At 68.3% G+C, this 25,450-nt stretch carries 27 protein-coding genes; 10 read left to right on the top strand and 17 right to left on the bottom strand.

Annotated features, from left to right (window positions below):
- Entirely contained in the window at nt 1-1,317 is a 1,317-nt protein-coding gene (locus tag IEW87_RS02710; RefSeq protein ID WP_188710765.1) for an MATE family efflux transporter, read from the top strand.
- Nucleotides 1,318-1,327: 10 nt separating this feature from the next.
- Here IEW87_RS02710 and IEW87_RS02705 read toward each other — a convergent pair whose 3' ends face one another.
- A complete protein-coding gene (locus IEW87_RS02705; protein ID WP_188710764.1) occupies nt 1,328-1,969 on the bottom strand; it encodes a GntR family transcriptional regulator in 642 nt (213 codons plus the stop codon).
- A 40-nt stretch (nt 1,970-2,009) separates the two neighbouring features.
- Nucleotides 2,010-3,482, bottom strand: coding sequence for an FAD-dependent tricarballylate dehydrogenase TcuA (tcuA, locus tag IEW87_RS02700; RefSeq protein WP_188710763.1), 1,473 nt, complete (start codon nt 3,480-3,482; stop codon nt 2,010-2,012).
- A 200-nt stretch (nt 3,483-3,682) separates the two neighbouring features.
- Here tcuA and IEW87_RS02695 point away from each other — a divergent pair, with 200 nt between their 5' ends.
- Nucleotides 3,683-4,327, top strand: a complete 645-nt coding sequence (locus tag IEW87_RS02695; protein WP_188710762.1) for a GntR family transcriptional regulator — start codon at nt 3,683-3,685, stop codon at nt 4,325-4,327.
- Here IEW87_RS02695 and IEW87_RS02690 read toward each other — a convergent pair.
- From IEW87_RS02690 to IEW87_RS02665, 6 genes are all read right to left on the bottom strand, one after another.
- Nucleotides 4,291-5,145 (bottom strand): N-acyl homoserine lactonase family protein, encoded by an 855-nt coding sequence (locus IEW87_RS02690; RefSeq protein WP_188710761.1) that lies wholly within the window; start codon nt 5,143-5,145, stop codon nt 4,291-4,293. The genes IEW87_RS02695 and IEW87_RS02690 overlap by 37 nt on opposite strands.
- Nucleotides 5,142-6,041, bottom strand: coding sequence for an NAD(P)-dependent oxidoreductase (locus IEW87_RS02685; RefSeq protein WP_188710760.1), 900 nt, complete (start codon nt 6,039-6,041; stop codon nt 5,142-5,144). Before IEW87_RS02685 ends, IEW87_RS02690 begins: the two co-directional genes overlap by 4 nt.
- Nucleotides 6,042-6,049: 8 nt before the next feature.
- A complete protein-coding gene (locus tag IEW87_RS02680; RefSeq protein ID WP_229730870.1) occupies nt 6,050-7,537 on the bottom strand; it encodes an aldehyde dehydrogenase in 1,488 nt (495 codons plus the stop codon).
- The gene (locus IEW87_RS02675) at nt 7,530-8,780 is read right to left on the bottom strand and encodes an alpha/beta fold hydrolase (RefSeq protein ID WP_188710759.1); all 1,251 of its coding nucleotides are present in this window, start codon (nt 8,778-8,780) and stop codon (nt 7,530-7,532) included. The genes IEW87_RS02680 and IEW87_RS02675 overlap by 8 nt, the downstream gene beginning before the upstream one ends.
- Nucleotides 8,780-10,141 (bottom strand): MFS transporter, encoded by a 1,362-nt coding sequence (locus IEW87_RS02670; protein ID WP_229730868.1) that lies wholly within the window; start codon nt 10,139-10,141, stop codon nt 8,780-8,782. The genes IEW87_RS02675 and IEW87_RS02670 overlap by 1 nt, the downstream gene beginning before the upstream one ends.
- 213 nt (nt 10,142-10,354) lie before the next feature.
- Nucleotides 10,355-10,945 carry a TrmH family RNA methyltransferase gene (locus IEW87_RS02665; RefSeq protein ID WP_188712625.1) on the bottom strand — a complete coding sequence of 197 codons (591 nt, stop codon included), beginning with the start codon at nt 10,943-10,945 and terminating at the stop codon, nt 10,355-10,357.
- A gap of 151 nt (nt 10,946-11,096) precedes the next feature.
- On the opposite strand from IEW87_RS02665, the gene IEW87_RS02660 reads away from it, so the two are divergent.
- Nucleotides 11,097-12,329 (top strand): Nramp family divalent metal transporter, encoded by a 1,233-nt coding sequence (locus IEW87_RS02660; RefSeq protein ID WP_188710758.1) that lies wholly within the window; start codon nt 11,097-11,099, stop codon nt 12,327-12,329.
- 64 nt (nt 12,330-12,393) lie between these two features.
- Here the strand turns inward: IEW87_RS02660 and IEW87_RS02655 are convergent, their stop codons facing one another.
- The 4 genes from IEW87_RS02655 to IEW87_RS02640 form a co-directional block, all read right to left on the bottom strand.
- Complete coding sequence (locus IEW87_RS02655; RefSeq protein ID WP_188712624.1) at nt 12,394-13,656, bottom strand: RNA polymerase sigma factor; 1,263 nt, start codon at nt 13,654-13,656, stop codon at nt 12,394-12,396.
- Between the two features lie 82 nt (nt 13,657-13,738).
- Entirely contained in the window at nt 13,739-14,158 is a 420-nt protein-coding gene (locus tag IEW87_RS02650) for a YciI family protein (protein WP_188710757.1), read from the bottom strand.
- 221 nt (nt 14,159-14,379) lie between these two features.
- A complete protein-coding gene (locus IEW87_RS02645) occupies nt 14,380-15,015 on the bottom strand; it encodes a metal-dependent transcriptional regulator (protein ID WP_188710756.1) in 636 nt (211 codons plus the stop codon).
- Between the two features lie 9 nt (nt 15,016-15,024).
- Entirely contained in the window at nt 15,025-16,011 is a 987-nt protein-coding gene (locus IEW87_RS02640) for an SDR family NAD(P)-dependent oxidoreductase (protein WP_229730864.1), read from the bottom strand.
- Between the two features lie 63 nt (nt 16,012-16,074).
- Between IEW87_RS02640 and IEW87_RS15130 the strand changes: the two genes are divergently transcribed.
- The 3 genes from IEW87_RS15130 to IEW87_RS02630 all read left to right on the top strand — a co-directional run bounded on the left by IEW87_RS15130 (nt 16,075) and on the right by IEW87_RS02630 (nt 17,775).
- Nucleotides 16,075-16,200, top strand: a complete 126-nt coding sequence (locus tag IEW87_RS15130) for a hypothetical protein (protein ID WP_268234587.1) — start codon at nt 16,075-16,077, stop codon at nt 16,198-16,200.
- Between the two features lie 395 nt (nt 16,201-16,595).
- The gene (locus IEW87_RS02635) at nt 16,596-16,853 is read left to right on the top strand and encodes a hypothetical protein (protein WP_188710754.1); all 258 of its coding nucleotides are present in this window, start codon (nt 16,596-16,598) and stop codon (nt 16,851-16,853) included.
- Nucleotides 16,854-17,628: 775 nt separating this feature from the next.
- On the top strand, nt 17,629-17,775 hold the full coding sequence (locus tag IEW87_RS02630) for a hypothetical protein (RefSeq protein WP_188712809.1): 147 nt from the start codon (nt 17,629-17,631) through the stop codon (nt 17,773-17,775).
- Nucleotides 17,776-17,885: 110 nt separating this feature from the next.
- On the opposite strand, the gene IEW87_RS02625 is transcribed toward IEW87_RS02630, so the two are convergent.
- Together IEW87_RS02625 and pyrE are read right to left on the bottom strand one after the other, a co-directional pair.
- Nucleotides 17,886-18,800, bottom strand: coding sequence for an ROK family protein (locus IEW87_RS02625; protein WP_188710753.1), 915 nt, complete (start codon nt 18,798-18,800; stop codon nt 17,886-17,888).
- Between the two features lie 41 nt (nt 18,801-18,841).
- A complete protein-coding gene (pyrE, locus tag IEW87_RS02620; protein ID WP_188710752.1) occupies nt 18,842-19,420 on the bottom strand; it encodes an orotate phosphoribosyltransferase in 579 nt (192 codons plus the stop codon).
- A 66-nt stretch (nt 19,421-19,486) separates the two neighbouring features.
- Between pyrE and IEW87_RS02615 the strand changes: the two genes are divergently transcribed.
- Both IEW87_RS02615 and IEW87_RS02610 read left to right on the top strand, forming a co-directional pair.
- Nucleotides 19,487-19,756, top strand: coding sequence for a hypothetical protein (locus tag IEW87_RS02615; RefSeq protein WP_188710751.1), 270 nt, complete (start codon nt 19,487-19,489; stop codon nt 19,754-19,756).
- A gap of 9 nt (nt 19,757-19,765) precedes the next feature.
- Complete coding sequence (locus IEW87_RS02610; RefSeq protein ID WP_188710750.1) at nt 19,766-20,605, top strand: exodeoxyribonuclease III; 840 nt, start codon at nt 19,766-19,768, stop codon at nt 20,603-20,605.
- A 27-nt stretch (nt 20,606-20,632) separates the two neighbouring features.
- Here the strand turns inward: IEW87_RS02610 and IEW87_RS02605 are convergent, their stop codons facing one another.
- The 3 genes from IEW87_RS02605 to IEW87_RS02595 all read right to left on the bottom strand — a co-directional run bounded on the left by IEW87_RS02605 (nt 20,633) and on the right by IEW87_RS02595 (nt 23,268).
- The gene (locus tag IEW87_RS02605) at nt 20,633-21,283 is read right to left on the bottom strand and encodes a response regulator (protein WP_188710749.1); all 651 of its coding nucleotides are present in this window, start codon (nt 21,281-21,283) and stop codon (nt 20,633-20,635) included.
- A 7-nt stretch (nt 21,284-21,290) separates the two neighbouring features.
- A complete protein-coding gene (locus IEW87_RS02600; protein ID WP_188710748.1) occupies nt 21,291-22,595 on the bottom strand; it encodes a sensor histidine kinase in 1,305 nt (434 codons plus the stop codon).
- Between the two features lie 115 nt (nt 22,596-22,710).
- Complete coding sequence (locus tag IEW87_RS02595) at nt 22,711-23,268, bottom strand: NADPH-dependent FMN reductase (RefSeq protein ID WP_188710747.1); 558 nt, start codon at nt 23,266-23,268, stop codon at nt 22,711-22,713.
- 195 nt (nt 23,269-23,463) lie between these two features.
- On the opposite strand from IEW87_RS02595, the gene IEW87_RS02590 reads away from it, so the two are divergent.
- Nucleotides 23,464-24,348 carry an ABC transporter ATP-binding protein gene (locus IEW87_RS02590; RefSeq protein ID WP_188710746.1) on the top strand — a complete coding sequence of 295 codons (885 nt, stop codon included), beginning with the start codon at nt 23,464-23,466 and terminating at the stop codon, nt 24,346-24,348.
- Nucleotides 24,345-25,433 carry an ABC transporter permease gene (locus IEW87_RS02585; RefSeq protein WP_188710745.1) on the top strand — a complete coding sequence of 363 codons (1,089 nt, stop codon included), beginning with the start codon at nt 24,345-24,347 and terminating at the stop codon, nt 25,431-25,433. The genes IEW87_RS02590 and IEW87_RS02585 overlap by 4 nt, the downstream gene beginning before the upstream one ends.
- The last annotated feature ends 17 nt before the right edge of the window (nt 25,434-25,450 follow it).

Here is a 25,450-nt window from a genome sequence, read left to right as displayed (position 1 = left end):
GTGACCCGCAGCCTCAATCGAGACATCCTGAGGCTGGCCGTGCCCGCTCTCGGGTCGCTCGTGGTCGAGCCGCTGTTCCTCGCGCTCGACTCGGCGATGATCGGCCACCTCGGCGTCACCCCGCTGGCCGGCCTCGGCATCGCGGGCAGCGTGCTGCAGACGTTCGTCGGCCTGATGGTGTTCCTCGCCTACTCGACCACTCCCGCGGTCGCGCGCCTCTTCGGATCCGGGGACAACGCTCGCGCCGTCTCGCGCGGCATCGACGGCATGTGGCTGGCGCTCGGCATCGGCGGGGTGCTCGCGGTGGTCGGGTACTTCCTCTCGCCGTGGATGATCTCGCTGTTCGGCCCGAGCGCCGCCGTCGCCGAACAGGCCGAGATCTACCTCCGGCTGAGCATGTGGGGCATCCCCGCAATGCTCATCGTGTTCGCCGCGACCGGCCTGCTCCGCGGCTTGCAGAACACCGTCACCCCCCTCTGGATCGCCGGCTGCGGCTTCGCGGCGAACGCCCTGCTGAACTGGCTGTTCATCTACGGTCTCGGCTGGGGCATCGCCGGATCCGCGGCGGGCACGATCGTCGCGCAGTGGGGCATGGTGGTCGCGTACGTCGTGATCGCGGCGCGGCTGGTGCGGCAACACGGATCCAGCGCGGCTCCCTCGCGGGCCGGCGTGCGCGGCACGGCACTGACGGGCGGCTGGCTCTTCCTGCGCACGGTCGCGCTGCGGGCGGGGCTGCTGCTCACCGTCGTGGCCGCCACGACGCTCGGCACCGAGGAGCTCGCGGGCTGGCAGATCGTCTTCACCATCGGGTCCACGGCCGCGTTCGCGCTCGACGCGCTCGCGATCGCGGCGCAGGCGCTCATCGGCAAGCACCTCGGATCCGGCGACGAAGACGGCGTGCGCTACGTGCTGCGCCGCACGGTCGCGTGGGGCGCGATGAGCGGCGTCGTCATCGGGCTCGTCATCGCCGGCCTCTCCCCCGTCCTCGGCGTCGCCTTCACGGGCGAGTGGGGCATGTCATGGCTGACTCTGCCGGCGTTCATCCTGATGGGCGCGCTGCAGCCGATCGCGGGGGTCGTCTACGTGCTCGACGGCGTGCTCATGGGCGCCAACGACTCGCGCTACCTCGCGCTCGCCGGCCTCGTGAACCTCGTGCCCTTCGTCGCCTACCTGCTGATCGTGCTGATGGCCGCCCCCCACGGATCCTGGGGCCTGTTCTTCGTCGCCTTCGCCTTCTTCGGCGTGCTGATGGCCATGCGCTGGTGGACCCTCGGTCGCCGCGTCAAGGGCACGGCCTGGCTCGAGAACGCCGCCTGACGCCGTCGGCTCAGGACCGCGTCGGCCGCCCGCCCTGCTCGGCGTACATCTGCATCCGCACCTCGCGCGCGGCGGTCATATGCGTTTCGGCAATCTGGCGCGCCCGCAGTGCGTCGCGCGACTCGATCGCCTCGAGCAGCTCCTCGTGTTCCGACAGCACCGCGGTCCAGCGGTCGTCCCCCTCGAGAGTGGTCGTCGGGTAGCGCACGAGATGCACGTTCAATCGATGCAACAGGTCGACGAGCGTCGGGCTGTGGCTGGCGGACCAGATCGCCTCGTGGAAGTGCCGATTCGTCTCCGCACGCTGCCGCGGGTCGCTCCCGGCGGCGACCATCGCGTCCTGCGCGACGCGCAGGCGCCGGCGGTCGAGCTCGGTGGCTCGCTCCGCCGCCGCCCGCGCGGCAGCACCCTCGAGGGTGATGCGCACGTCGTAGATGTCGATGATCTCCTCCGGGCTCGTCTCGCGGACGCGCACCCCGCGCGGCAGTCGCTCGACGAGGTCCTCGATCTCGAGGCGGTGCAGCGCCTCGCGCACGGGGGTGCGTGACGTGCCGAAGTCGGTCGCCAGCTGGTTCTCGGACAGCACCTGCCCCGGCACGATGGCGCCGACCACGATGGCCTCGCGGATCTCGTCGTACACGCTCGTCGCCATCTCGGCCTCCTCGGTCTCGTACGAACCTACCCCGGGACGATCAGGCTGCCGCCCCCGCGCGACGGCCGAAGACCATGCCGGCCGCGAGCCCTGAGCCGCCCGGATAGTTGCCCGAGAAGAGTCCGCCGAGCATCTCGCCGCACGCGAACAGACCGGGGATCGGTTCGCCGTGCTGGTCGAGCACCCGACCGTTGAGATCTCCCTTGACACCCCCGAAGGTGAAGGTGATTCCGCACGTCACGGGATAGGCGTAGAACGGGCCGGTCTCGATGGGCGCCGCCCAGTTCGACTTCGGCGGGACGACGTCCGCGCGACGGTCGTCCTTCACCGTCGGGTCGAAGGTGACGCCGCGGTCGATGGATGCATTGAACGCGTCCACCGTACGGCCCAGTGCGGCGCGCTCTACGCCCATCGCGTCTGCGAGCTCGTCAAGCGTGTCCGCCTGGTGCACGCCGATGCCGGGCATGTCGTACTCCTCGGTACGCAGCATCGGTCGCAGCGAGGCGTCGAAGATCTGCCAGGCAATGGATCCGGGCTGCTTGAGGATCTCGCGACCGTACTTCGCGTACGTGTAGTTGCGGAAGTCCGCACCCTCGTCCAGGAAGCGTTCGCCCTCCCGGTTCACGATCATGCCCAGCGGGTAGCTCTGGCGCGTGAGCCGGTTGGTGAGCTCGCGGTTCGACTCGTTGTTCTCGGCGCCGGCATCCCACTGCACCGAGTGGCATGTCGACCAGTCGCCGCCCTCCGCCGCGCCGACGGCGAGCGCCGCCGAGATCATGTCGCCCAGGTTGTAGGGCGTGCCGCGAACCTTCGCGTTCGACCATCCCGAACCGAGGTGCTTCTCGCGCAGCTCCGGACTCGCTTCGAAGCCGCCCGCGGCGAGGATGACGCTCTCGGCGCGTAGTTCCAGCTCGTCCTCGGTGGTCTCGTCGGTGGCGCGGACGCCCACCACGCGTCCCTCCTCGACCACCAGCGACGTCGCACGGACGCCGTAGCGGACTTCGGTTCCGAGCTTCTCGGCGACCGCGGTGTGGTCGGCGATGAGACCCTCGCCGCCGCCGACGTTACCGATGTGCAGGCCTCCCCAGAACAGGTAGGTGCCGTCGGGTCGGTCGTAGGCCTGTCGCTCGTACATGAGGCGGTACTTGAGGCCGAGCCCGTGCAGCCAGCGCACGGCGTCCTGCGACTCGTGCACGAGCACCTCGGCCATGGCGCGATCGGTCTTGCCGTCGGTCACCTTGATGAGGTCTGCGAGGTACTCCTCCGACGAGTACGGCGGTACCTCGGTGCGGTCGTGTCGCTCGTCCGAGTCGACGATGTCTTTGAGATCGTCGAAGCCGCCGTGGTTGATCCGCGTCGCGCCGGCGGTGTAGAAGCTGTTGCCCCCGGACATGTCTCGCTGACCGCGCTCAAGCAGAACCACGCGGCGTCCACGCTCGGCTGCCGCGTGCGCGGCGGCGAAGCCAGCGTTACCGCCGCCGACCACGATCACGTCATAGCTGGAATCCGTCATCTTCGATCCTTCCCGTGGCCGCACGTCGGCCGTCATTGTCGGATGCCCCTGAGGTCACCATCAGTCCTATTGTATACATATGTATGCGATGCTCCGTTCGTGGCGCGAGCGAGCGGTCATGCGCTAGCCCGGTACCGTGGGGAGGTGGCACTGCGAACGGCCGCGGTGCCCGAGGCAGGGCCAGGAAGGGGGCGAGGTGCTTGACAGACACGGTGTACGACCGGATCCGAGCAGCAATCGTCTCCGGGGAGCTTTCCGCAGCGCAGCGCCTGGCGGAGGTCGCGCTCGCGGAGCGCTTCGGCACGTCGCGCACCCCGGTGCGGGAGGCGTTGCAGCAACTCGAATCTGAGCGTCTCATCGAGCGTACGCGGCGCGGCAGGTTCGTCCGGCAGATCCAGCCGGAGGAGGTCTTCGACATCTACGACGTGTTGAAGGTGCTGGAAGCCTCTGCCGCTCGCATGGCATCCGAGCGTGCCACCGCCTGGAACCTCCTGCAGTTGCGGACCGTGCACCAGTCGATGGTCGACTTGACGGAGCCGAACGCGCCGCGGAGGGCGGAACTCAACCGGGAGTTCCACGAGGTGCTCGCGGCAGCCGCGCACAGCCCGACGACCGCGCGCGTGCTCCTGCAACTCAATTCGAGTCTCATCGTGACAGCGCGCACGACGCTCGCGGTGGAAGAGCGGTGGCAGGCTGCCCTCGCGGAGCACGAGGAGCTGGTCGACGCGATCGCCCGTCGCGACGGGGACGCTGCGGCGCGCATCGCCGAGGAGCACATGGTCGCCGCCCGCGACGTCCGTGTGCAGTTCTACTCCGACACCGCGGCGTCGCTCGGCGCGCGCTGACCGGCTGTCGCACCGGCGTCGCGATCAGCGCCGCCCTCGACCCGCAGCCGGATGATGCGGTCGTCGTCCAGCGGTTCGTGCCGCGAGGGCACGGCCGGGTCGTGGCCGGGCACGATGACGCCGTTCTCGCCCGCAAGCTCATGCAGCGTGTCGAATGCCGCGTACATGCGATCGAGCTGATGCACGGCCCCGTACGGCCGGTCGTCCTCGACGTTGCCGTAGAAGTGCGACGCGTCCGATGCGAGCACGATCGGACCGTCCGCCGTCTCGACGCGCATCACCTGAGTCCCGGCGGTGTGGCCGCCCACGAAGTGCACGGTGATGCCCGGCGCGACTTCGGCATCGCCCTCGAGCAGCTCGACGCGCCCGGCGTCGGCGAGGTCGCGCAGCGCGAGAAGATCATCATGCGGGCGCAGATGCACATACGCGCCGCGGTGCGAGAACGGACCCTCCCAGAACTCGAGCTCGGAACGCTGCACCAGGATCCGGGCATTCGGGTAGTCGGCGAGATGACCGGTGTGGTCGTAGTGGAGGTGCGAGAGGACGACGATCGGTACGTCCGCCGGCGAGAAGCCGAGCTCGCGCAGGAGCTCGATCGGCGAGCCGAGATAGGTGCGGGCTCCGCGCGCCGCGGCCTCGTCTCGCGTGAACCCGGTGTCGAACACGAACGGCACACCGCCCTGAACGATCAGCCAGGTGTAATAGTCGATCGGCCAGCGGTCGTGGCAGTCCGCGGCATAGCCGTGGAAGTGCTCGCCTTTGAACGATTCGGTGCGATACGCGTAGCGCAGCGCGTAGACGCCGTCGGCCGCCGTCATGCGTCGGCTCCATACTTCAGTTCGCGGCCCGTCCATCCTTCCCAGAGCTTCGCGAGCGCCGAGTAGTCCTCGCGCCCGAAGCCCTGTCCGGCCGCGATGTCGTACACCGACTGCGCCGCCTGCGTGGCGAACAGCGGCGTCTCCGAACGTTGCGCCATCGCGAGGGCCAGCATCGAGTCCTTGCGCGCGGCGTCGAGCGGCATGCCTCCCTCGTAGTCACCGGTCGCCATCCGCTGCATCACCCGGTGATTGAGCGGTCGCTGCAGTCCGCCGTCCTCCCGGTCGAGCATGGCGGCGATGTCGTCAAGCGCCACGCCTTCGGCGCGTGCCATGGCGAACGCCTCCACGAGCACGACCATGACGGCGTGCGCGACGCCGTTGTTGACGACCTTCGCGGCCATGCCTGCTCCCAGAGCGCCGAATCGCGAAACGCCCGCACCACCGATAATGGCGAGCACGTCGGCCACTTCGTCCACGTCACGGTCATCGCCGCCGACCAGAAGCGTCGCGTTTCCGGACGACATCTGCCCGACCCCGGAGAGCACGGCGGCGTCGATGATGCGCGCACCGGACGAGCCGAGGATCCGCTCGGACTCGCGCACATCGTCGGGCAGCACCGTACTGGTCTCGATGATGAGGGTGCCCGCCGCGAGGCTCGGCGCCAGCTGCTCGAGCACACCGCGCGAGACGGCAGGGTTCGGGAGAGAGAGCACGATGATCGCGGATCCCGCGAGCTCTGCGAGGTCGTCGGTCGCCGTGATGCGATCGTGCTCCGCCGCGAGGGCGCGGCGTTCGGCGCTGATATCGAATGCGACGACGTCGAAGGCGGTCGCTAGCCGGGTCGCGATGGGAAGGCCCATCTGGCCGAGCCCGACGAGTGCGATGCGGTTTTTCATGTGTGCCCCTATGCCTTGATCGCGAACGGATCGCGGATCTCGTCCGAGAGATCCATCAAGACGTTCTTCGTACGCAGGTATTCGTCGAGTGCCTCCAGGCCACGCTCCCGCCCGTAGCCCGACTGCTTCACGCCACCGAAGGGCGCCTGCGCCGCAGAGTAGCGGTAGGTGTTGACCCAGACCGTGCCGGCGACGAGGTCGCGGGCCACACGATGAGCGCGCGCGACGTCCTTCGTCCAGAGTCCGGAGGCGAGTCCGAAATCAGTGCCATTGGCGATGGCGATGGCTTCCTCGTCCGTGCGGAACGTCGTCACTGCGAGCACGGGGCCGAAGACCTCCTGCTGCGCGAGCCGCGAGTCGGGCGCGACGTCCGCGAAGATCGTCGGCTCGACGAAGGCGCCGTCGGCCAGTTCGGCAGCTGCAGGTACGCCTCCCCCGGCGACGAGCCGCGCGCCGTCAGCCTTGGCGTCATCGATCATGGCGAGGATCCGTTCACGTTGCAGGGGCGATGCGACCGGGCCCATCTGCGTGTCGGGGTGCGCGGGGTCGCCCACGCGGATCTGCCGTGCGATCTCCGCGACCCTGGCAGTGACATCCTCGGCGATCGACTCGTGCACGAGCAGACGCGAGCCCGCGATGCACGTCTGACCACCCGCGGCGAAGATGCCGGCAACGACGCCCGGAACGGCGCGGTCGAGGTCGGCGTCGGCGAAGACGATGTTCGCACTCTTCCCGCCGAGCTCGAGCGTGACGGGCACGAGCACTCCGGCGGCGGCCCGCGCGATCGCCTGACCCGTCTCCACCGAGCCCGTGAAGGAGATGCGGCCGACGCGTGCGTCCGTCGTCAGCGCGACACCCGCTTCCTTGCCGCCGGTGACGATATTGACGACGCCGGGTGGGAAGCCGGCCTCCTCGACGAGGTCGGCGAGTCGAAGAGTGGTCAGCGGGGCGATCTCGCTGGGCTTGATCACCACGGTGCAACCCGCGGCGAGCGCCGGGGCGAGCTTGTTCGCCAGCAGCTGCATGGGCGAGTTCCAGGCAGTGATGAGAACGGCGACGCCCACGGGCTCCTTGCGCGTGTAGTCGAACGTCTCCCACGCGTCGAGCGGGATCGTGTGACCGTAGATCTTGTCGGCGGCACCCGCGAAGAAGCGGTAGTTGCGCACGGTGAAACGTGCCTGTGTTGACGTCTCGCGCAACAGCTTGCCGTTGTCGGCACTCTCCAAATGCGCAAGTTCCTCCGCATCACGTTCCAGGAGGTCGGCGAGCCGGTGCAGGAGGCGTGCGCGCTCGGCACCGCTCGTCCTCCGCCAGTCGTCGAAGGCGGACTCAGCAGCGCCGATTGCGGCCGCCGCCTGCTCAGCCGTCGCGTCGGGAACGCGCGCAAGCGCCTTCCCTGTGAGCGGGCTATGCACGTCGAGTTCCCGTCCGGGCTCCGCGGCGACACGAGCGCCGTCGATGAGCAGTCGGGTGTCAGGGATGGTGATGTCAACCACGCGTGTCTCCGATCAGAGTGAGGGCGCGCTCGAGATGAGGCGCGAATGCCTCGGGGTGCTCGCAGATGGGGAAGTGTCCCATGCCGGGCATCGTCCAGAAATGCGCGCCGGGAATCTTCGCCGCCGTCGCTTCGGACATCGCGGGCGTGCAGGAGTAGTCGTACTCGCCCGTCATCATGACAACCGGGCACACCGCCGTGTCGATCTCGCTCACGATGTCACGACCATCCCATCCGCCCGAGTAGAAGTCGATGTCACCGGCGAATGTGCGGTGGCCGCCCTGAGCATAGGTGCGCAGAATGAGGTCCCGCGTCGACGCAGGCGCGGTCGGGGCGATGAGCCCATCGATCCACTCCGGCACGAAGAGCATTTCGTTGACCCGCGGATCTCCTGCCCATGGCGTGACGCGGCCGGGGACGAAGTCCGATGCCTCGCAGGCGACGACGCCGCCCAGCCGGTCGGGAACGCGGTACGCCATCATCAGGCAGGCCTCGCCCGCCATCGAGGCGCCCAGCAAAATCGGCGAGTCAAGTGCCAGCGCGTCGATCACGGCGAGGATCGTTTCGGCATAGCGGTCGGGGGTGAGGGTCCACGCACCGATCGGTTCGGCGAGCGCCGCGGACCGCCCATGACCAGGCATATCGAACGTGATGACCTCATGTCGCGCGGTGAGGTCGGCGTCCGACATGAGCGGATGCGCCTGACGTCCGTCGGCCCCCGCCGTGTGGAGCACGACGATCGGCGCGCCAGCCCCCGCTCCGGCGCGCTCGAAATAGAGGTCGACCTGCTGCCCCTCGACGACGACGGGAACGTGACGGCCGACGATCGCACGGCGATCGAGGACGGGGTCGGCAGCACGGGATACCGGCGCATCGACGACCTCACGGGCGAGTTCGATAAGCCGGCGGATTATGGCCGCGTGCTGGGCGAATACGAGTTCATCACCCTCGACACGTGTGCCGTCGACCCTCATTCTCATCGCGAGAAAGTGGTGCATGGTCGGGGCGGGGTGCCGGGAGAGGAGCTGGGTCCACGCGTCGGCCGGCGCGACAAGGCTGACTTCGGCATCATCGCACGGGATGACCGTGTCCGGAGAGACCGCAACCGTGACGCGGGTCTCGCCGTCGCTGAATGCCACGGCAACGTGCGCGGCACGACGAAGCGCCTGGAGCTGCGCGTCTCGACGGGCGGCTTCGACCCACCCGTCGACGACGGCGTCGAGCGCGGCGAGACCCGCGGCCATCAGCGACCTTCCGTGGGGTTGGCGGTCCGGCCGGATGCCAGGCCCTCGTCTTCGAACCGGCGGCCCGGTCGCGTGGCGTAGAACACCGCGACGAAGGTCAGGACCGAGACGAGGATCATGTACGGCGGGATGACCGCGAGCGCGCCGAGCCCCAGACCGAGCAGCCCCGTGAAGATCATGGGCGCGAACCCGCCACCAAAGATCGCTCCGATCGAGTAGCCGAGCGACGCTCCCGAGTACCGCACCCGCGGAGGGAAGAGCTCGGCGAAGAGCGTCGCCATCGGACCGTACATGAGCGGGTGGATGAAGCCGATTCCGATCACAACGGTGACCGCCATCGTGACGATGCTGGGGAACGCCTCGTTGATGAGGAAGAACGGGTATGCGTACAGCGCGAATGCCGCGGTGCCGAGCAGGAAGACCTTTCCGCGTCCGATCTTGTCGCTCCACGCCGCCGCGAGCGGGATGGTGATGATCTCGATCGCCGCGGCGACTGCGACGATGACGAGCATCGAGTCACGCGGGAGGGCGAGGTCGGTGGTCGCGTAGGTGAGGTTGAAGGTCGCGAAGTAGTAGAAGCAGACGAAGGGGGCGAGGCACATCGCGATGGCGAGGAAGATGTTCAGCGGGTGCTTGCGGATCGCTTCGAGCGCCGGCATGCGCGATGGCTCGCCTCCGTCCTTGACCTCCTTGAACTCGGGACTCTCAAGAACCGAGAGGCGGATGAAGAGGCCGATGGCGACGAGAGCCGCACTCAGCAGGAACGGGATGCGCCAGCCCCAGCTCATGAACTGGTCATCCGGCAGCAGGGCAACGAGCGCGAACACCACGGTCGAGAGCAGGAGCCCAGCGGGGCTGCCAGCCTGGGTCCAGCTACCGGCGAGACCGCGCTTTCCCTTCTCCTCGTGCTCCACGGACATGAGCACGGCGCCCGCCCACTCGCCGCCGACCGCGAAGCCCTGCACCAGGCGCAGGAAGAGGAGCATGATCGGCGCGGCGATTCCGATGGCCGCGTACGTCGGCACGAGACCGATGAGGAAGGTCGCGCTGCCCATGCCGAGGAGCGAGTACACGAGCATTTTCTTGCGGCCGACGCGGTCTCCGAAGTGACCGAACACGATGCCGCCGATGGGTCGCGCGAGGAACCCAGCCGCGAAGGTCGCGAATGCGGCGAGCGTTCCGACCAGAGGGTCGAACTCAGGGAAGAAGAGCGAGCCGAACACCAGCGCGGACGCGGTGCCGTACAGGTAGAAGTCGTACCACTCGATCGCGGTACCGATGAATGACGCAAGGACGACCTTGCGGGTCATGGCCTTCGAATAGCCCTGCCCAGCTGTCGTCGCGGGTGTCTTGTTCGACATTGAACGCCTCTCGTTTCTGTGGCTCTCTCGCCACGCTGCATACGACTGTATACATAGGCATGCACGCACGCAAGAGCGGGTCGGCCGCGCCGCGCATCCGCGGTCACCGGCTCTCGACCGTGGCGGGCGGCGGGGTAACGGTGAGAGCCCCGCGTACGGCGGGCCTCGGGGACTGCAGTCGCGAACAGGCGTCCGCAGAGACGGGCTGGACCCTTACGCCCAGCGGCGGCACCACTCGTACATCACGACGGCCCCGGCTGCCGAGGCGTTCATCGACCGCGTCGAACCGTACTGCGTGATCTCGATGTGCGCGACGGCGGCGGCGAGCGCCTCCTCCGAGAGGCCGGGCCCCTCCTGGCCGAAGAGGAAGACGCAGCGTTCCGGCAGGTCGGCCTTATCGACAGGCACGGCCTCACCGACGTTGTCGACGGCGATGATCGGGATCTCGCGCTCATCCATCCACGCGCGGAACGACGCGACGTCGGGGTGGTGGATCACGTGCTGGTAGCGGTCGGTGACCATCGCGCCGCGACGGTTCCAGCGCTTGCGCCCGACGATGTGCACGGTGTCCGCGAGAAACGCGTTGGCGCTGCGCACGATGGATCCGATGTTCATGTCGTGCTGCCAGTTCTCGATGGCGACGTGGAACCCATGGCGCCGGGTGTCGAGGTCGGCGATGATGGCGTCCATCGTCCAGTAGCGGTACGCGTCCACGACGTTTCGGGTGTCGCCGTGCGCGAGCAACTCGGGGTCGAAGTACTCGCCCTCCGGCCACTCGCCCGGCCAGGGGCCCACGCCGTGCATCGGTTCGCCTGTCACTCCCCCATCGTGCCACCCGCGCTTCGGAAGGAGATTCGGCGCTCGCCGGACCGCATGACCGGATCCGATCCTTCTGAAGCGCGAATCTCCTTCTCCAGATTTTTCGGTGCACCTAAAAATCTGGCACACTGTCGTCATGACGATCACCGACGCACCCAAAAAGCCACGCGCTGCCTGGCTACTAGGGCCGGCGCTTGTGGCGGGCGTGGCGTACCTGGATCCGGGCAACGTCGCGACGAACATGTCGGCGGGAGCGCAATTCGGATACCTGCTCGTGTGGGTGGTCGTGCTCGGCAACGCGATGGCGTGGCTGATTCAGTACCTCTCCGCGAAACTCGGCGTCGTCACGGGCCGCAGCCTGTCGGAGACGCTCGGCACGCGGATCCGTTCGCCGTGGGCGCGGCGCGCGTACTGGCTGCAGGCGGAGCTCGTCGCCATGGCAACCGACGTCGCGGAGATCATCGGCGGCGCGGTGGCGCTCTGGCTGCTGTTCGACGTGCCGCTCGTGGCCGGAGGCGTCATCACGGGCGTCGTCTCGATGGGGCTGCTCTGGATCCAGTCGCACGGCGGCGCGAAGCCGTTCGAATTCGTCGTCATCGGCCTCATGGCCGTCATCACGATCGGATTCACCGTGGGCGTGTTCGTCGGTCCCCCGGATCCCGCGTCGATCGTCGAGGGTCTCGTGCCGCGGTTCGAGGGCTCCGGATCCGTGCTGCTCGCCGCGTCGATCCTCGGTGCGACGGTCATGCCGCACGCGATCTATGCGCACTCCGCGCTCGCCCGCGACCGTTTCGCCGATCACGTCGAGGCGCCGGGGCGGATCCCCCGCCTGCTGCGCGCGACGAAGTGGGACGTGACGATCGCGCTGATCATCGCGGGCACCGTGAACCTCGCGATCCTGCTGCTCGGCGCGGCGAACCTGCCCGGGGTTCCGGGCACGGACAGCCTCGAAGGCGCTCACGCGGCGCTCGCGGATCACCTCGGCCCGCTGGTCGCGACGGTGTTCGCGGTCGGGCTGCTCGCCTCGGGTCTCGCCTCGACATCCGTGGGCGCGTACGCCGGATCCGAGATCATGCAGGGGCTGCTGCGGGTGCGGATCCCGCTGATCGCCCGGCGCATCGCGACCATGGTGCCGGCGATCGTGGTGCTGGCCGTGGGGTTCGATCCGACCCAAGCCCTGATCCTCAGTCAGGTCGTGCTGTCGTTCGGGATCCCGTTCGCGCTGATCCCGCTCGTCGCGCTCACGGCGCAGGCACGGACGCTCGGGTCGCACCGCAATCGCTGGTGGACGACCGCGATCGGCGTCGCATCGAGCGCATTCCTCATCGCGCTCAACGCGCTCCTGCTCTGGTTGACGTTCGTGCCATGAGTCCGTAAGTCTCCGACAAGTCCGGCGAGAATCGCAACGGACTCGTCGGAGACTTGCGGACTCGTCAGAGCGCGAGGTCGGCCGCTTTGCGGAGCAGCACGTCGCGCTCGCGCTCGTTGCCGGTAAGGCGCGCCGCCTCGCGCAGGCAGTCGCGCGCCTCGTCCACGCGCCCGAGACGCGCGAGCAGGTCGCCGCGGACCGAGGGGAGCAGATGGGATCCGCGCAGCGCGCCCGAGGCGGCGATCTCGTCGACGATGCGCAGCGCGCTCGCCGGGCCGGTCGCCATAGCGACCGCGGCAGCGCGGTTGAGGTCGACGGCCGGCGAGGGGGCGATCCGCCCCAGGGCCTCGTACAGCACGATGATGTGCTCCCAGTCAGTGTCGTCGAACGTCGCCGCGACCGCGTGGCACTCGGCGATCGCCGCCTGCAGTCCGTACGCGCCGCGGCCGCGCCCCAGGGCGTCCGCCCGGGCCAGCGCCGCCCGACCTCGCGCGATCAGCGTCGCGTCCCAGCGCGTGCGGTCCTGCTCATTCAGCAGCACCGGGTTCCCGTCCCGGTCGGTGCGTGCCGGGAAGCGCGCGGCGGTGAGTTCCATCAGCGCGGCAAGGCCGTGCACCTCGTGCTCGCCCGGGATCAGCTCGGCCAGCACCCGGACGAGGCGGATCGCTTCCCGGGCGAGGCCGACGCGCATCCACTCCTCCCCCGAACTGGCGACGTGTCCCTCGTTGAAGATGAGATAGAGCACGCTGAGCACGCCGTCGAGACGCTCGGCGTACTCCCCGCGCGGCGGCACTTCGAAGGGCGCGTTGACGGCGGCGAGCGTCTTCTTCGCTCGCACGATGCGCTGTTGGATCGTCGAGGTTGGAACGAAGAACGCCCGGCCGATCTGGTCGGTCGTGAGCCCGCCGACGACGCGCAGCGTGAGGGCGATCCGAGCCTCGCGCGACAGCGCCGGGTGACAGGCGATGAAGACGAGCCGCAAGATGTCGTCGTCGATCGCGTCGGGGTCGTAGTCGATCTCGCCCGTCGCCTCGTCCATCTCCCGTGCGATGGCGGCGTACCGGTCGTCGAGCGCTGCGGCGCGGCGCCACCCGTCGACAGCGCGACGCTTGCCGACGGTGACGAGCCACGCGCCAGGGTTCGTCGGCACCCCGTCGGCCGGCCACTGCTCGAGCGCCGCGGAGAGCGCCTCCTGCGCGAGATCCTCGGCGAGGTCGAAGTCGCCGGTGAAGCGAGTCAGGGTGGCGACGATGCGTGCGGACTCGATGCGCCACACCGCTTCGACGCGGCGACGGGCCGACGCCGTGTCCGGCGACGCGTCATGCATCATCGTTCACGCTCCCAAGTCCGCAAGTCTCCGACAAGTCCGGCGGGAATCGCAGCGGACTTGTCGGAGACTTGCGGACTCGTCACGCGTCGCCGAGCTGCTCGCGCCACTCGGCTTCCTTCTCGATCCACTCGTTGTCGGCGGGGAAGTCCTCGGGGCCCGTGACGCGACGGATCTCGACCTTGTTTCCGGGGCCGAGCGGCGCGCGCTTCGCCCACTCGGTGGCCTCCTCGATCGTGGGGACGTCGAGGATCCAGAACCCGTTGAACAGCTCCTTGGTCTCGCCGTACGGTCCGTCGGTCGCCACCGGCGGCGTGGCGGAATAATCGACGACGACGCCCTCCGCCGCCTCGGCCAGGCCCTCACCACTTGCCAGGACGCCAGCCTTCATCATCGACTCGTTGAACTTCCCCATCGCCTCGATGATCTGCTCGAACGGCACTTCCTTGTACTCCGCGATCGCCTCGTCACTGTTGCGCATGATGAGCATGAACTTGGACATGATGTTCCTCTCTCCGGTGGGCCCGTTCTGACCCTCTCACTGACGCATCGAACGGGGAAGAAGGAAATCGACAGCGCGGCGGCAGAATATTGCTGAGTCCGCAAGTCTCCGACAAGTCCGGTGCGAACAGCTGCGGACTTGTCGGAGACTTGCGGACATGAGCGCCGGGCGCGCGAGCAGGCGCAGGACGATCAGGCAGGGGCGGTCAGGCGGTCAGGCGGTCAGGCGGAGAGCCAGACGACCTCGGCGGCGCCGTCCGGCAGATCGATGGGGGCGCCCGCGAGCTCCACTCCCCCGTCGCGCACGACGAGTTGCGTGCCGACGTCGATGCCGCTCGCGGTGATCGCACGCAGCAGCAGCGGATCCCGGTCGCTGACGCGCAGCACCTCCCCGGCATGCCCGGGCGCGGCATCGGCGAGCAGTACGAACGGCGTGCGCTCGATCGTCCCGTCACGGCTCGGGATCGCGTCACCGTGCGGATCGTGGGTCGGGCGGCCGAGTCGCGCGTCGATCTTCTCGAGCATCCGATCGCTGACGGCGTGCTCGAGCACCTCCGCCTCGTCGTGCACCTCGTCCCAGCTGTAGGCGAACTCGCGCACGAGCCATGTCTCAATAAGCCGGTGGCGTCGGGTCATCGAGACCGCGCGTTCGCGGCCATCCGCCGTCAGCGTCACCGCGCGATACGGTTCGTGATTCACCAGCCCCGAGGCCGCGAGCTTCTTGACCATCTCGGTGACGCTCGACGGCGCCACGCCGAGTCGCGCCGCGAGCACGGACGGCATGATCGGCTGATCCTGCCACTCGGTGTGGGCGTAGATCGTCTTCAGGTAATCGTCGGCTGCGGGGCTCGTGGCCATGGATCTAGGCTACCGAGCCGCGCGCGCGGCCTTCTGGAACGGCCATTCGACGCCCGCAAGCTCCTCGCAGGTCGCCCACACCCGCGCGCGCACCTCGGGGTCGAGGGACGTCGCCGACGGACGCTGGCGTACGGCGGCACCGCGCATCATGTGCTTCGGCCCCCAGTACTCACCGCCCTGGATCGTCGGGTCGATCAGCGCGCGCACGATCGTCTCCGCACCCGACTGCTTGCTCTGCGCGATCGGCGCCTGCACGCCGTCACGGATCCGCTTCCACCTGCTCGGCTCGTTGACCCCCGTCACGCGCGGGGTGCGGCCGCCGATCGAATACCCGGGGTGCGCCACGACCGAGTCGACCGGCACCTCCGCGTCACGTAGCCGTGCGTCAGCTTCGAAGCCGAGCGCCTGCACGGCGACCTTCGACTGCACGTACGCCTTCCACGACGAGTACGACTTCTCGAGCTGCACGTCCAGCGGGTCATACGCTCCCATGCGGGTCGACATGCTGCCGAGCCACACCATGCGGGGCCGCCACCTGGATCCGGCGGCCTTCGACATCGACACGAGCAGCTCGGCTCCGAGCACGAAGTGACCGAGTGCGTTGGTCGAGAAGACCAGTTCGCGCCCGTCGCGCGTGAGCTTGCGTGCGTGAGGCGGGTGCACGATTCCGGCGTTGAAGATCACGCCGTCGAGGCGGGTGCGGTCGAACAGGCCTCCCCGCACGCTCGCGGCCGCGGCACGCACGGATCCGGGGTTCGCGACGTCGAGCAGAAGCGTCTCGACGGATGCGCTCGGAATGCGCGCCTCGAGGGCGTCGTGGGCGGCGGCGAGCCGGTTGGGGTGGCGGCCGCTCATGATCACGTGGGCGCCCGCCTGCGCGAGCTGCTCGCATGCGAAGTAGCCGAGCCCGGCGTTCGCGCCCGTGACCAGGTACGTCCGCCCGTCCTGGGGCGGCAGATGAGACGGATCCCACGCCCCGCCCGCGCTCGTGCTCACGGCTCTGAGCCTATTCTCGTTTACCGTCGCGCCGTGCAGGCGCGCTGGGCCTATCCTGGGCAGATGCCGGAGCTGTTCCTCATCGTGATGGGCCTCACGTGCGTCGCCGTGATCGTGATGGCCGTGCGCGCGCTGCGACGCATGAAGAACGGGCGCGACGACGACGATGCCTTCGGGCCGCGCCGCTAGCGTGCTTCCCACGCTGCCCACAACCACCATGGGAATAACATCTAACAGAGCCGTCGCAGATCACAATGAGAGCCATCGCCGCTGATCGTCACGCCGCGCTCAAATTCCGCACCCGCCCGCGCTCGTACCGGACCAGACCCGCGGCCGCGGCCGCGGCCCCACCGCAAGCGAGAAGAAGGAATGCGCCGCCAATTCCAGGCGGTACGCCGAGACCTCGCGTCTCCTCCGCTATCCAGATAAGGAGCACAAGCGCGGAGATTGCTGTTGCAGCATTGAGAATACTGACACTTGCGAGCGTGCTGGACGTCCGCCGGCTCCGAATCCCTCGCCAAACACGCCATTCGACGACGCAGAGTATCCCCGATCCGATATGCAGTGGCAACATCGTTGCGATCGTGGCGATCAACAACGGCCAGCGGAGGTACGACATCGAGGGCCACGTCGCTGCCAACGTACGTGCGAGTTCGGGCAACACGAGCGCTTCCAAGGCAAGGAACGCAATTGCCGCACAGGCGGCAACACAGGACACCCACAACGATGTGGCGCGTCCAGCACGTACCGACATGTTGACCTCGTCACCCATTCGTGAACTCACGGCTGACATCACGATGACCTACCAGATATCAGGATCGATCCTGGTCGTGCGCATGTGAAACTTCGTAGTAGGCGCGTTCGGGTCAGGCGAGTCCAGGACCAGTTTGCTCACCTCATGCCCCGCAGCCCAGCCGTTTGTCAGGTGTTGCGCATTCGAACACGTCCAATCCACAACGTACGTTCCACCGCGCGAGTGGGTGAAACACACGCCGATGATCCGTTCACCCCCATACACGTTGGCTGCAGCCTTTGCCCACCCGACGTAATGTGCCCATGACGGATGAGTGCTATATGCGTAACTTGAGCCCCAATAGGCATTCGCTCCGTATCCGGAATCTGGTGCTGGGGACAAGTCGACCTCGTCAGCGATAACCGATACGCCCTCGGTCGGCCCATACGTCTGCTCGTCGAGGGTTACGTACGTCGGCTCGCTGTATTTCTCAACAGCTTCACCGGCGACGGAGATACTCGGATCCCATGTGTCGTGCGAGTCTGCCGACGCCGCGGCGCCCGCCTCCGCCGAACCGATAACGCTCCCTGCCGCTACCGCGAACAGCACACCTAACGTCTTCGCACGCCTTGCCTCCTCGCCTCCGTCGTCAGATTGACTCTCACCGTACGTGCGTGCGCCGTCTCGCACCAGGGGGCCAGACGGACGCCGATCAATTCTTGGCCGAGTGCCCGGAGGACACGGCACAGGCGTTCCGGCTGATGGCGAACTGGCGCGAGATCGCCACCGGGTACACCCCCGCGTCGGCGTAATCCGGGCGCGGGCGGCGTGATGAACTGTCCCGGGCTTGATGCCGCATCCTTTCGAGTCGAAAGGATGGCGTCATGCCGAAGAAGATTGATCCGCAGGTGCGTGAGCGAGCCGTCAGGCTTGTGCTCGAGCACCGCGCCGAGTACCCCTCGAACGCGCAGGCGGTCGCGGCCATCGCGCGTCAGGGACGAGTTGGTGCCGAACACGAAGCCGCCTACTAGGAAGCTCTCACCCGAGAGTTCTCCCCGCATAGAAGCGGCAGAGAATCCCGGACGGTTCACATACCGTCTAGCGTGCGACGCTGACCCGTGTGCCGCAACGGCGCCCGGGATCAGAAGAACGCCAGCGCAGCCGCTCCGACGAGCGGGCCGTCGGATCCGAGGCCGCTGCGGACCACGCGCGTCGCCCGTGCATACGGCAGGTCTGCCCAGTCGGCGAGCGTGGCGGAGACGAGCTCGACGTAGTCGTCGGCGACAAACGAGAATCCACCGGAGATCGCGATCACATCGAGGTCCAGCAGCGTGGTCGCGTCGGCGAGCGCCCGCCCCACCGCGTACGCCGAACGCTCGATGGCACCGCGCGCCGCGCGGTCGCCGCGACGCGCGTCCTCAGCGAGCTGCTCCCCCGTGGATCCGCGCCAGCCGTGCAGCTGCGCCCACTGCACGCTCGCCGGCCCCGAGGCGACCTCCTCGAGGGTGAACTCGCCGCCGTCGGTGGGCACGTGCGTCTGGCCGAGGTGGCCGGCGTTGCCCGAGGATCCGCCGATCGGGCGACCGTCGATGACGATGCCGCCGCCGATGCCGGTGGATACGACGATCGACAGCGAGGCACGGGATCCCGCGGTGGCACCGAGCCACGATTCGGCCAGGGCGAGCGCCCCGCCGTCGTGACGCAGCGTCACCTGGGCGTCGACCACGCCCGCGTCCACCACAACGGCATCGCGCACGGCGTCCGCGAGCGGAAAGCCCGCGACCTGAGGCATGTTGACGGGGTGGATTGTGCCGCGGACGAGATCGACGGGTCCCGCGGATCCGACGCCGGCGCCGACCAGCTCGGTGCCGTGCGGCAGTTGCTCGATCGCCCGCCCCACGACGCTCGAGACCGCCGCCCGCAGGCCGTCGGGCGTGACCTGCCGGCCCGTCGGGGCGCGGTTCCGACTCGCGGCGAGCACTCCCCCGCGCTCGTCGACGAGCCCGGCCTCGATCTTGGTGCCGCCGAGGTCGACAGCGAGCGCAACGCGAGTCATGCCGCCAGAGTACCGGCGGTCGCGGGCCCGCGGTCGGGCGGCTACTGCGGCTCGAGCCCGAGGTCGTTCAGGTCGATCGCGGCGCGCCACTCGAGGCCCTCGGCCTCGATCGCAGCCTGAGCACCCGTCGCACGGTCGACGATGACCGCGACCGCCGCGACCTCCGCTCCAGCCTTCCGCAGCGCCTCGACCGCCTTCAGGGCCGACTGGCCGGTGGTCGAGGTGTCTTCGAGCACGACGACGCGCTTGCCCGCGACCTCCGCCCCCTCGATCTGGCGGCCCCGCCCATGGTCCTTGGGTTCCTTGCGCACGACGAACGCATCGAGCGGGCGCGCCGAGTCGGCCGTCGCATGCATCACAGAGTTGGCGATCGGATCCGCCCCCAGCGTGAGCCCGCCCACCGCGATAATGCCGTCGATGTCGGCGATGAGATCGTTCATGATGCGCCCGATCGCCGGCGCCGCCCGGTGGTCGAGCGTGAGCTTGCGCATGTCGACGTAGTACGTCGCCTGCTTGCCGCTCGAGAGCGTGAAGTCGCCGTGGAAGACGGCCTCTTCGGTGATCAGCGCGATGAGGCGCTGTCGGTCGGACTCGAGCGCGGGAGTGGATGCGGTCGCCATGGCCCCAGTCTAAGGCGGCGGATCTCGCGCGCCGGGGCCGGGCGATGGCCCCTATAGGCTGAGCACATGGCGAAGAAGGCGTTGGAACCGCTCGAAGACTGGCTCGCGTCCCACCCCCTGAAGAAGCCGGGCCTCTTCGCCGGCGAGGGCTACTCGCGACGGGCCGTCGACGAGGTCACCGACAAGATCGTCGACCGGCTGCGCTCGAACCGCCAGTTCGCAGACCTGGTCAAGAAGTTCGACTTCCCCACGGCGCCGCGTGCCGAGGCCTATGACAAGCAGGCGGTCGAGGATCTCTTCGACAACCTGAAGTGGGGCGGCGACCCGCGCCGATAGGCTCAGGGCATGCGGATCGCCACCTGGAACGTCAACTCCGTCCGCGCCCGCGTCGAACGCGTCGTCGCGTTTGCGGAGCGTGCCGGCATCGATGTGCTCCTCATGCAGGAGATCAAGTGCAAGCCCGAGCAGTTCCCCTACGCCCCCTTCGAGGAGGCCGGCTTCACGGTCGAGGCGCACGGGCTGAACCAGTGGAACGGCGTCGCGATCGCCAGCAGGCTCCCACTCGAGGACGTCGAGCATTCCTTCCCCGGCATGCCTGGATTCCAGAAGGGGTATGAAGGCGACGACGCCCCGCTCGAGGCGCGCGCGATCTCCGCGCTCGTCGAGGGGGTGCGCTTGTGGAGCCTTTACGTTCCCAACGGGCGCTCGCTCGACGACCCGCACTACACGTACAAGCTCGCGTTCCTCGACGCGCTGCGAGAGTACGTCACGACCACCCTCGCCGCGGATCCGGAGTTGCCGCTCGCTCTCACGGGCGACTTCAACATCGCACCGACCGACGCTGACAACGGCGATCCGACGATCGTGGAGGGCGTCTCGACGCACGTCTCCCCCGCCGAACGCGACGCGTTCCAGGCGCTCGTGGACGCGGGCGTCACCGACGTCGTGAGGCCGCGGATCCCCACCGGATACACCTACTGGGACTACAAGCAGTTGCGCTTCCCGCGCGACGAGGGGCTGCGGATCGACTTCATCCTCGGATCGGCCGCGTTCGCGGACGCCGTCGACAACGCCTCGATCGAGCGCGATGAGCGCAAGGGCGAGGGCCCGAGCGACCACGTGCCGGTCGTCGTCGAACTCCGCCTGGACGACGACGAGGATGATCTCCCGATGATCTTCGGCTGACCGCGCGCTCGCGGGCGGAGGCGGCGCCTACGCCATGGCGTTGCGGTACGCCCAGACCACGGCGGCGACGCGGTCACGCGATCCGGTCTTCTGCAGGATGTTCGACACGTGCGTCTTCACCGTCGCCTCGCCGATGTAGAGCTCTCGAGCGATCTCGGCGTTGCTCATCGCCGTGGCGAGCAGCCGCAGCACGTCGGCCTCGCGTTCGGTGAGCTCAGCGGAAAACTCGCCAGATGCCGTGACCGGCATATGCTCGGCGGCACCGTATCGCTTGATGACGCGTCGCGTCACTTCGGGCGCGAGCAGAGCGTCGCCGGATGCCGCGATCCGCGCGGCCTGGACGAGTTCCTCCGGACCAGCGTTCTTCAAGAGGAATCCGCTCGCACCGGCGTCGAGCGCAGCGAACAGGTAGTCGTCGCGGTCGAATGTCGTGACGATCACGACGCTCGCGCGACTGCCGGCCTCGAGGATCCTGCGGGTCGCCTCGATCCCGTCCATGTCGGGCATCTGCACGTCCATGAACACGACGTCGGGCGCCAGGTGGGCGGCACGCTCGACCGCCTCGACGCCGGTGGCGGCCTCCCCCACAACCTCGATCCCTGACGCCTCGAGGATCATGCGGAAGCCGGCACGCATTGTGGCGTGGTCGTCGGCGAGAAGGATGCTGGGCGCGCTCACCGTTCCATCATCCACCACACGGCACGCGGACGCGGACGAGGTAGCCGCCCTGGTCGCGCGGTCCCGCCTCGAGGTGCGCGCCCATCGCGGTCGCGCGTTCGCGCATGCCGAGAGTGCCGAGTCCCGTCCGGGATCCGAGCACCACGCGACCGGTATTCGTCACCTCGAGCTCGACCGCGTTCTCGGTATATCGCAATCGCAGGTCCGCCGAGACGCCCGGCCCCGCGTGTCGGCGCGCGTTTGTGAGCGCCTCCTGGGCGATCCGGTACAGGTTCACCTGCACGAACTCCGGCACCTCGATGGGCTCGCCGATGATCCGCATCGACGTGGGCGTGCCAGCGGCGCTCGCCGAGCGCACGAGGGGATCCAGATCGTCCAGCCCGATCGTCGAGGGGGCCTCGTGCTCCTGGTCGTCGTCGTGGCGCAGCGTATCGAGTAGATGGTGGAGTTCTCGGATCACCTGCCGCGACGAGTCCTCGACCGCCGCGAGCGCCGTCTTCGCCGCCTCGGGATTCTGATCGATGACGGTGCGCGCGGCGCCTGCCTGTACACCCATGGCCGAGACGTGGTGAGCCACCACGTCGTGGAGCTCGCGGGCGATCCGCACCCGATCCAGCGCGACGGCCTGGGCTGAGGCGATCTCCTGCTGCTCCTCCAGCTCGGCCGTGCGCTCGCGCAGTGCTCGACGCCCGAGCGCCGCCTCGTAGGCGTTGTTTCCCATGACGAAAGCCGCGCCGAAGAACACCGCGTTGATGAGCCACTGGGTCATCATGAGCGCGACAACAGGAGACATCGCGCCGACGGCGTTCTCGACGCTCTCCGGGGCGGGCATCGTGGCGGTGCGGAACGTGGCTGTCAGCAGCCAGACGACCATGACGCCGATGATGACCGCCCGCACGATGTTCGCGCGTCGTCGGTCGTCCACCCAGGCGCCGACGGTGTACATCGAGAGGAAGAGCGCGACCTGACCGACGTAGAGCTCCGTCGCGCCGGCCTCCATGCCGACGACGTACGCCGCGTTCGTGGCGAGCGCCACCATGATGGGGTAGCGCCGACGAACGACGAACGGCAGCGTCAAGGCAGCGGCGTAGAGGATGCCCCACTTCACGTCGAGACCACCCGGCCCCATCACCTGGGAGAAGAACCCCAGCACGACGCTCACGATCGCCCCGAGGAACATCGTGAGACCGATCCAGATGTCGTTGCGGAGCTGCGTGGCCGTGGCCGGATCCCTCGTGAACGCGTCCGCGGCGGGGCCGGCGGCGTTCCGCGAGATCGTACGCTCGCGCGCATCCGTCGTTTGCGTCGTCATGGGTTACACGGTAGGCGTCCGGAGCGCGCAGCGCCTCCGTCGCACGACGGAGGCGCCCGAAACGCCCCGCGCCCCGGACCTCGAGGGTCCGAGGCGCGGTCGCGTCAGGGGACGGTCAGGCGTAGGCCTTCTGAACGCGGCCGACGAGGCCCAGGAACGCGCCGAGGTAGGCCTCGAGGAACACCTTGGTGTCCTCGTTCGTGACCTGACCCTGCTCGTCGATCAGACCCGGGGTGACCTGGATGAACCCCTCGGGCTGGCCCATCACGATGGCGTTGACGTGGCTCAGCACGGCCTTGAGGTGCTGCTGCGCGGCGGCGGTCGCGATGCCACCGGGGGAGGCGCCGATCACGGCGACGGGCGTGCCGCCGAAGGAGAACTCGCCGTACGGACGACTCGCCCACTCGATCGCGTTCTTCAGCACGCCGGGGATCGAACGGTTGTACTCCGGCGTCACGATGATGACGCCGTCGAGCGACTCGATGAGGTCCTTGTACTCCCGCGCGATCGGCGGGAAGTCCGTCTCGAGGTCCGTTGAGAAGAAGGGCAGCTGCTTGATCGGGACGTCGACCACCTCGACGCCCTCGGGGAACAGGTTCTTCAGCGCGCCAGCGAGCGTCTTGTTGATCGAGGTCGTACCGATGGATCCGACCAGGATGCCGATCTTCGTCACGGGGTCTCCTTCATGTGAGGAATGGGAAAACGTACGGAGGCGACAACCGCGTCCGGGCCGACTCTATTCCACTGAATTCAAATGTTTCTTCATGTTCCACCGCGAAGGGGAGGGGAGGAATCCGTCGCGCGGCGGATGTGCGCGCTCCGACCGCGGCCGTAACGTCAAGTCGTACCCAAGCAGAAGGGATCCGCGATGCTCACCGTCTCGGAAATCACGAAACACTACGGCGACAGAACGGCGCTCGACAACGTGTCGTTCAACGTCGAGCGCGGCAGGCTCACCGGCTTCGTCGGCGGGAACGGCGCTGGCAAGACCACGGCGATGCGCATCATTCTCGGGCTACTCGAGCGCGACGGGGGAGAGGTGACGCTCGATGGCGCGCCGCTCACCTCGACGCAGCGCCGCACCTTCGGCTACATGCCCGAAGAGCGCGGCCTCTACCCGAAGATGAAGGTGCTCGAGCAGATCACCTATCTCGCCCGGCTCCACGGGTTCGACAAGCCGGCGGCCGAGAAGAAGGCACGGGGGATCCTCGAGGAACTCGGCTTGGGTGAGCGGCTCTCGGATCCGATCGAGGCGCTCTCGCTCGGCAACCAGCAGCGCGCGCAGATCGCGGCCGCTCTCGTCCACGACGCAGACGTGCTGATCCTCGATGAGCCGTTCAGCGGGCTGGATCCGATGGCCGTTGAGACCGTGGTCGCCGTGCTGCACGAACGCGCGCGTCAGGGCGCGGCCGTGCTCTTCTCATCGCACCAGCTCGACGTGGTCGAGCGTCTCTGCGACGACCTCGTCATCATCGCGGCGGGCAGCGTCCGCGCCGCTGGCGATCGGGAAGGCATCCGCGCCGAGCACTCGTCCAACCGGTACGAGCTCGTCTCGAGCGGAGACGCCGGCTGGCTGCGCGAGGAACCCGGTGTTGCGGTGATCGAGTTCGACACCGGACGAGCGGTCTTCGACGTCGACGGCGCCGAGACCGCTCAGCGAGTGCTGCGTCGTTCCGTCGCCGAAGGATCCGTCACTAGCTTCGCTCCACAGCACCCGTCGCTCGCGCAGATCTTCAAGGAGGTCGTCCGATGAACCCCACGTCCCTCTCCACGTCCCGCGCCGCGTACCTCGTCGGCGAGCGGGAGGTCGTCACGCGCGTGCGCAGCAAGGCCTTCATCATCTCGACGGTGATCCTCGTACTGGGCATCGTCGCCGGCATCATCATCATGAACATCGTCGCCGGGCATCAGTCGACGACGACGGTTGCCGCACCGGAACCCGCCGCTGGTCAGATCTCGTCGGTCGACGGCGTCGACGTGACCCGTACGGCGTCCGCCGACGCCGCGCGCGACCTCGTCGTGAACGACGAGGTCGATGCCGCGGTCGTGCCTGACAGCAACTCCGCAACCGGCCTGACCATCATCGCGCTCACCGACGCGCCGTCGGAGCTCATACAGGCGCTCTCGCAGTCCCCCGAGATCGAGTTGCTCGATCCCGACGGGGGACTGACCCCCATGCGGTTCATTCTGTCGATCGCCTTCGGCATCGTCTTCATGATGGCGGCCATGTCCTTTGGCGCGCCGGTGGCGACGAGTGTCGTGGAGGAGAAGCAGACGCGCGTGATCGAGATCCTCATCACAGCGATCCCGGCGCGCGCCCTGCTTGCGGGGAAGGTGCTCGGCAATACGCTGCTCGCACTCGCACAGATCGTCGTGATCGTCGCCGCCGTCGCGGTCGCCCTCATCGCGACCGATCAGATCGAGGTCCTCGCGGGGCTCGGCGCTCCACTGCTCTGGTTCGCGCTGTTCTTCGCGATCGGGTTTCTGCTGATCGCGACGCTGTTCGCCGCGACGGGCGCCCTCGTCTCGCGCCAGGAGGACATCAGCCAGACGATCACGCCCGTGATGTACATCGTGATGGCGCCGTACTTCCTCGTGATCTTCTTCAACGACAACCCGCTCGTGATGACGATCATGTCGTACGTGCCGTTCTCGTCGCCCGTCTCGATGCCGATCCGCCTGTTCTTCGGCGAGGCGCAGTGGTGGGAGCCGATCCTGTCGATCGTCATCTCGCTCGCGACCTTCCTCGGAGTGATCGCCATCGCCGCGAAGATCTACGAGAACTCGCTGCTGCGGATGGGCGCGCGCGTGAAGTGGAAGGACGCGCTCCGCGCCTGACCACCCCCCTCCGGCGA

Source organism: Microbacterium faecale (assembly GCF_014640975.1).
Lineage (GTDB): Bacteria > Actinomycetota > Actinomycetes > Actinomycetales > Microbacteriaceae > Microbacterium > Microbacterium faecale.
The sequence above is the reverse complement of the archived record's forward strand: the minus strand, read 5'-3'. Positions and strand labels throughout refer to the sequence as shown.

Excerpts from the sequence above, each read along its gene's own strand:
- IEW87_RS02705 (WP_188710764.1), bottom strand. The coding sequence starts at position 1,969 with ATGGCGACGAGCGTGTACGACGAGATCCGCGAGGCCATCGTGGTCGGC.
- tcuA (WP_188710763.1), bottom strand. The coding sequence starts at position 3,482 with ATGACGGATTCCAGCTATGACGTGATCGTGGTCGGCGGCGGTAACGCT.
- IEW87_RS02690 (WP_188710761.1), bottom strand. The coding sequence starts at position 5,145 with ATGACGGCGGCCGACGGCGTCTACGCGCTGCGCTACGCGTATCGCACC.
- IEW87_RS02685 (WP_188710760.1), bottom strand. The coding sequence starts at position 6,041 with ATGAAAAACCGCATCGCACTCGTCGGGCTCGGCCAGATGGGCCTTCCC.
- IEW87_RS02675 (WP_188710759.1), bottom strand. The coding sequence starts at position 8,780 with ATGGCCGCGGGTCTCGCCGCGCTCGACGCCGTCGTCGACGGGTGGGTC.
- IEW87_RS02670 (WP_229730868.1), bottom strand. The coding sequence starts at position 10,141 with ATGTCGAACAAGACACCCGCGACGACAGCTGGGCAGGGCTATTCGAAG.
- IEW87_RS02665 (WP_188712625.1), bottom strand. The coding sequence starts at position 10,945 with ATGCACGGCGTGGGCCCCTGGCCGGGCGAGTGGCCGGAGGGCGAGTAC.
- IEW87_RS02660 (WP_188710758.1), top strand. The coding sequence starts at position 11,097 with ATGACGATCACCGACGCACCCAAAAAGCCACGCGCTGCCTGGCTACTA.
- IEW87_RS02655 (WP_188712624.1), bottom strand. The coding sequence starts at position 13,656 with ATGCATGACGCGTCGCCGGACACGGCGTCGGCCCGTCGCCGCGTCGAA.
- IEW87_RS02650 (WP_188710757.1), bottom strand. The coding sequence starts at position 14,158 with ATGTCCAAGTTCATGCTCATCATGCGCAACAGTGACGAGGCGATCGCG.
- IEW87_RS02645 (WP_188710756.1), bottom strand. The coding sequence starts at position 15,015 with ATGGCCACGAGCCCCGCAGCCGACGATTACCTGAAGACGATCTACGCC.
- IEW87_RS15130 (WP_268234587.1), top strand. The coding sequence starts at position 16,075 with ATGCCGGAGCTGTTCCTCATCGTGATGGGCCTCACGTGCGTCGCCGTG.
- IEW87_RS02630 (WP_188712809.1), top strand. The coding sequence starts at position 17,629 with ATGCCGAAGAAGATTGATCCGCAGGTGCGTGAGCGAGCCGTCAGGCTT.
- IEW87_RS02625 (WP_188710753.1), bottom strand. The coding sequence starts at position 18,800 with ATGACTCGCGTTGCGCTCGCTGTCGACCTCGGCGGCACCAAGATCGAG.
- pyrE (WP_188710752.1), bottom strand. The coding sequence starts at position 19,420 with ATGGCGACCGCATCCACTCCCGCGCTCGAGTCCGACCGACAGCGCCTC.
- IEW87_RS02615 (WP_188710751.1), top strand. The coding sequence starts at position 19,487 with ATGGCGAAGAAGGCGTTGGAACCGCTCGAAGACTGGCTCGCGTCCCAC.
- IEW87_RS02610 (WP_188710750.1), top strand. The coding sequence starts at position 19,766 with ATGCGGATCGCCACCTGGAACGTCAACTCCGTCCGCGCCCGCGTCGAA.
- IEW87_RS02600 (WP_188710748.1), bottom strand. The coding sequence starts at position 22,595 with ATGACGACGCAAACGACGGATGCGCGCGAGCGTACGATCTCGCGGAAC.
- IEW87_RS02590 (WP_188710746.1), top strand. The coding sequence starts at position 23,464 with ATGCTCACCGTCTCGGAAATCACGAAACACTACGGCGACAGAACGGCG.
- IEW87_RS02585 (WP_188710745.1), top strand. The coding sequence starts at position 24,345 with ATGAACCCCACGTCCCTCTCCACGTCCCGCGCCGCGTACCTCGTCGGC.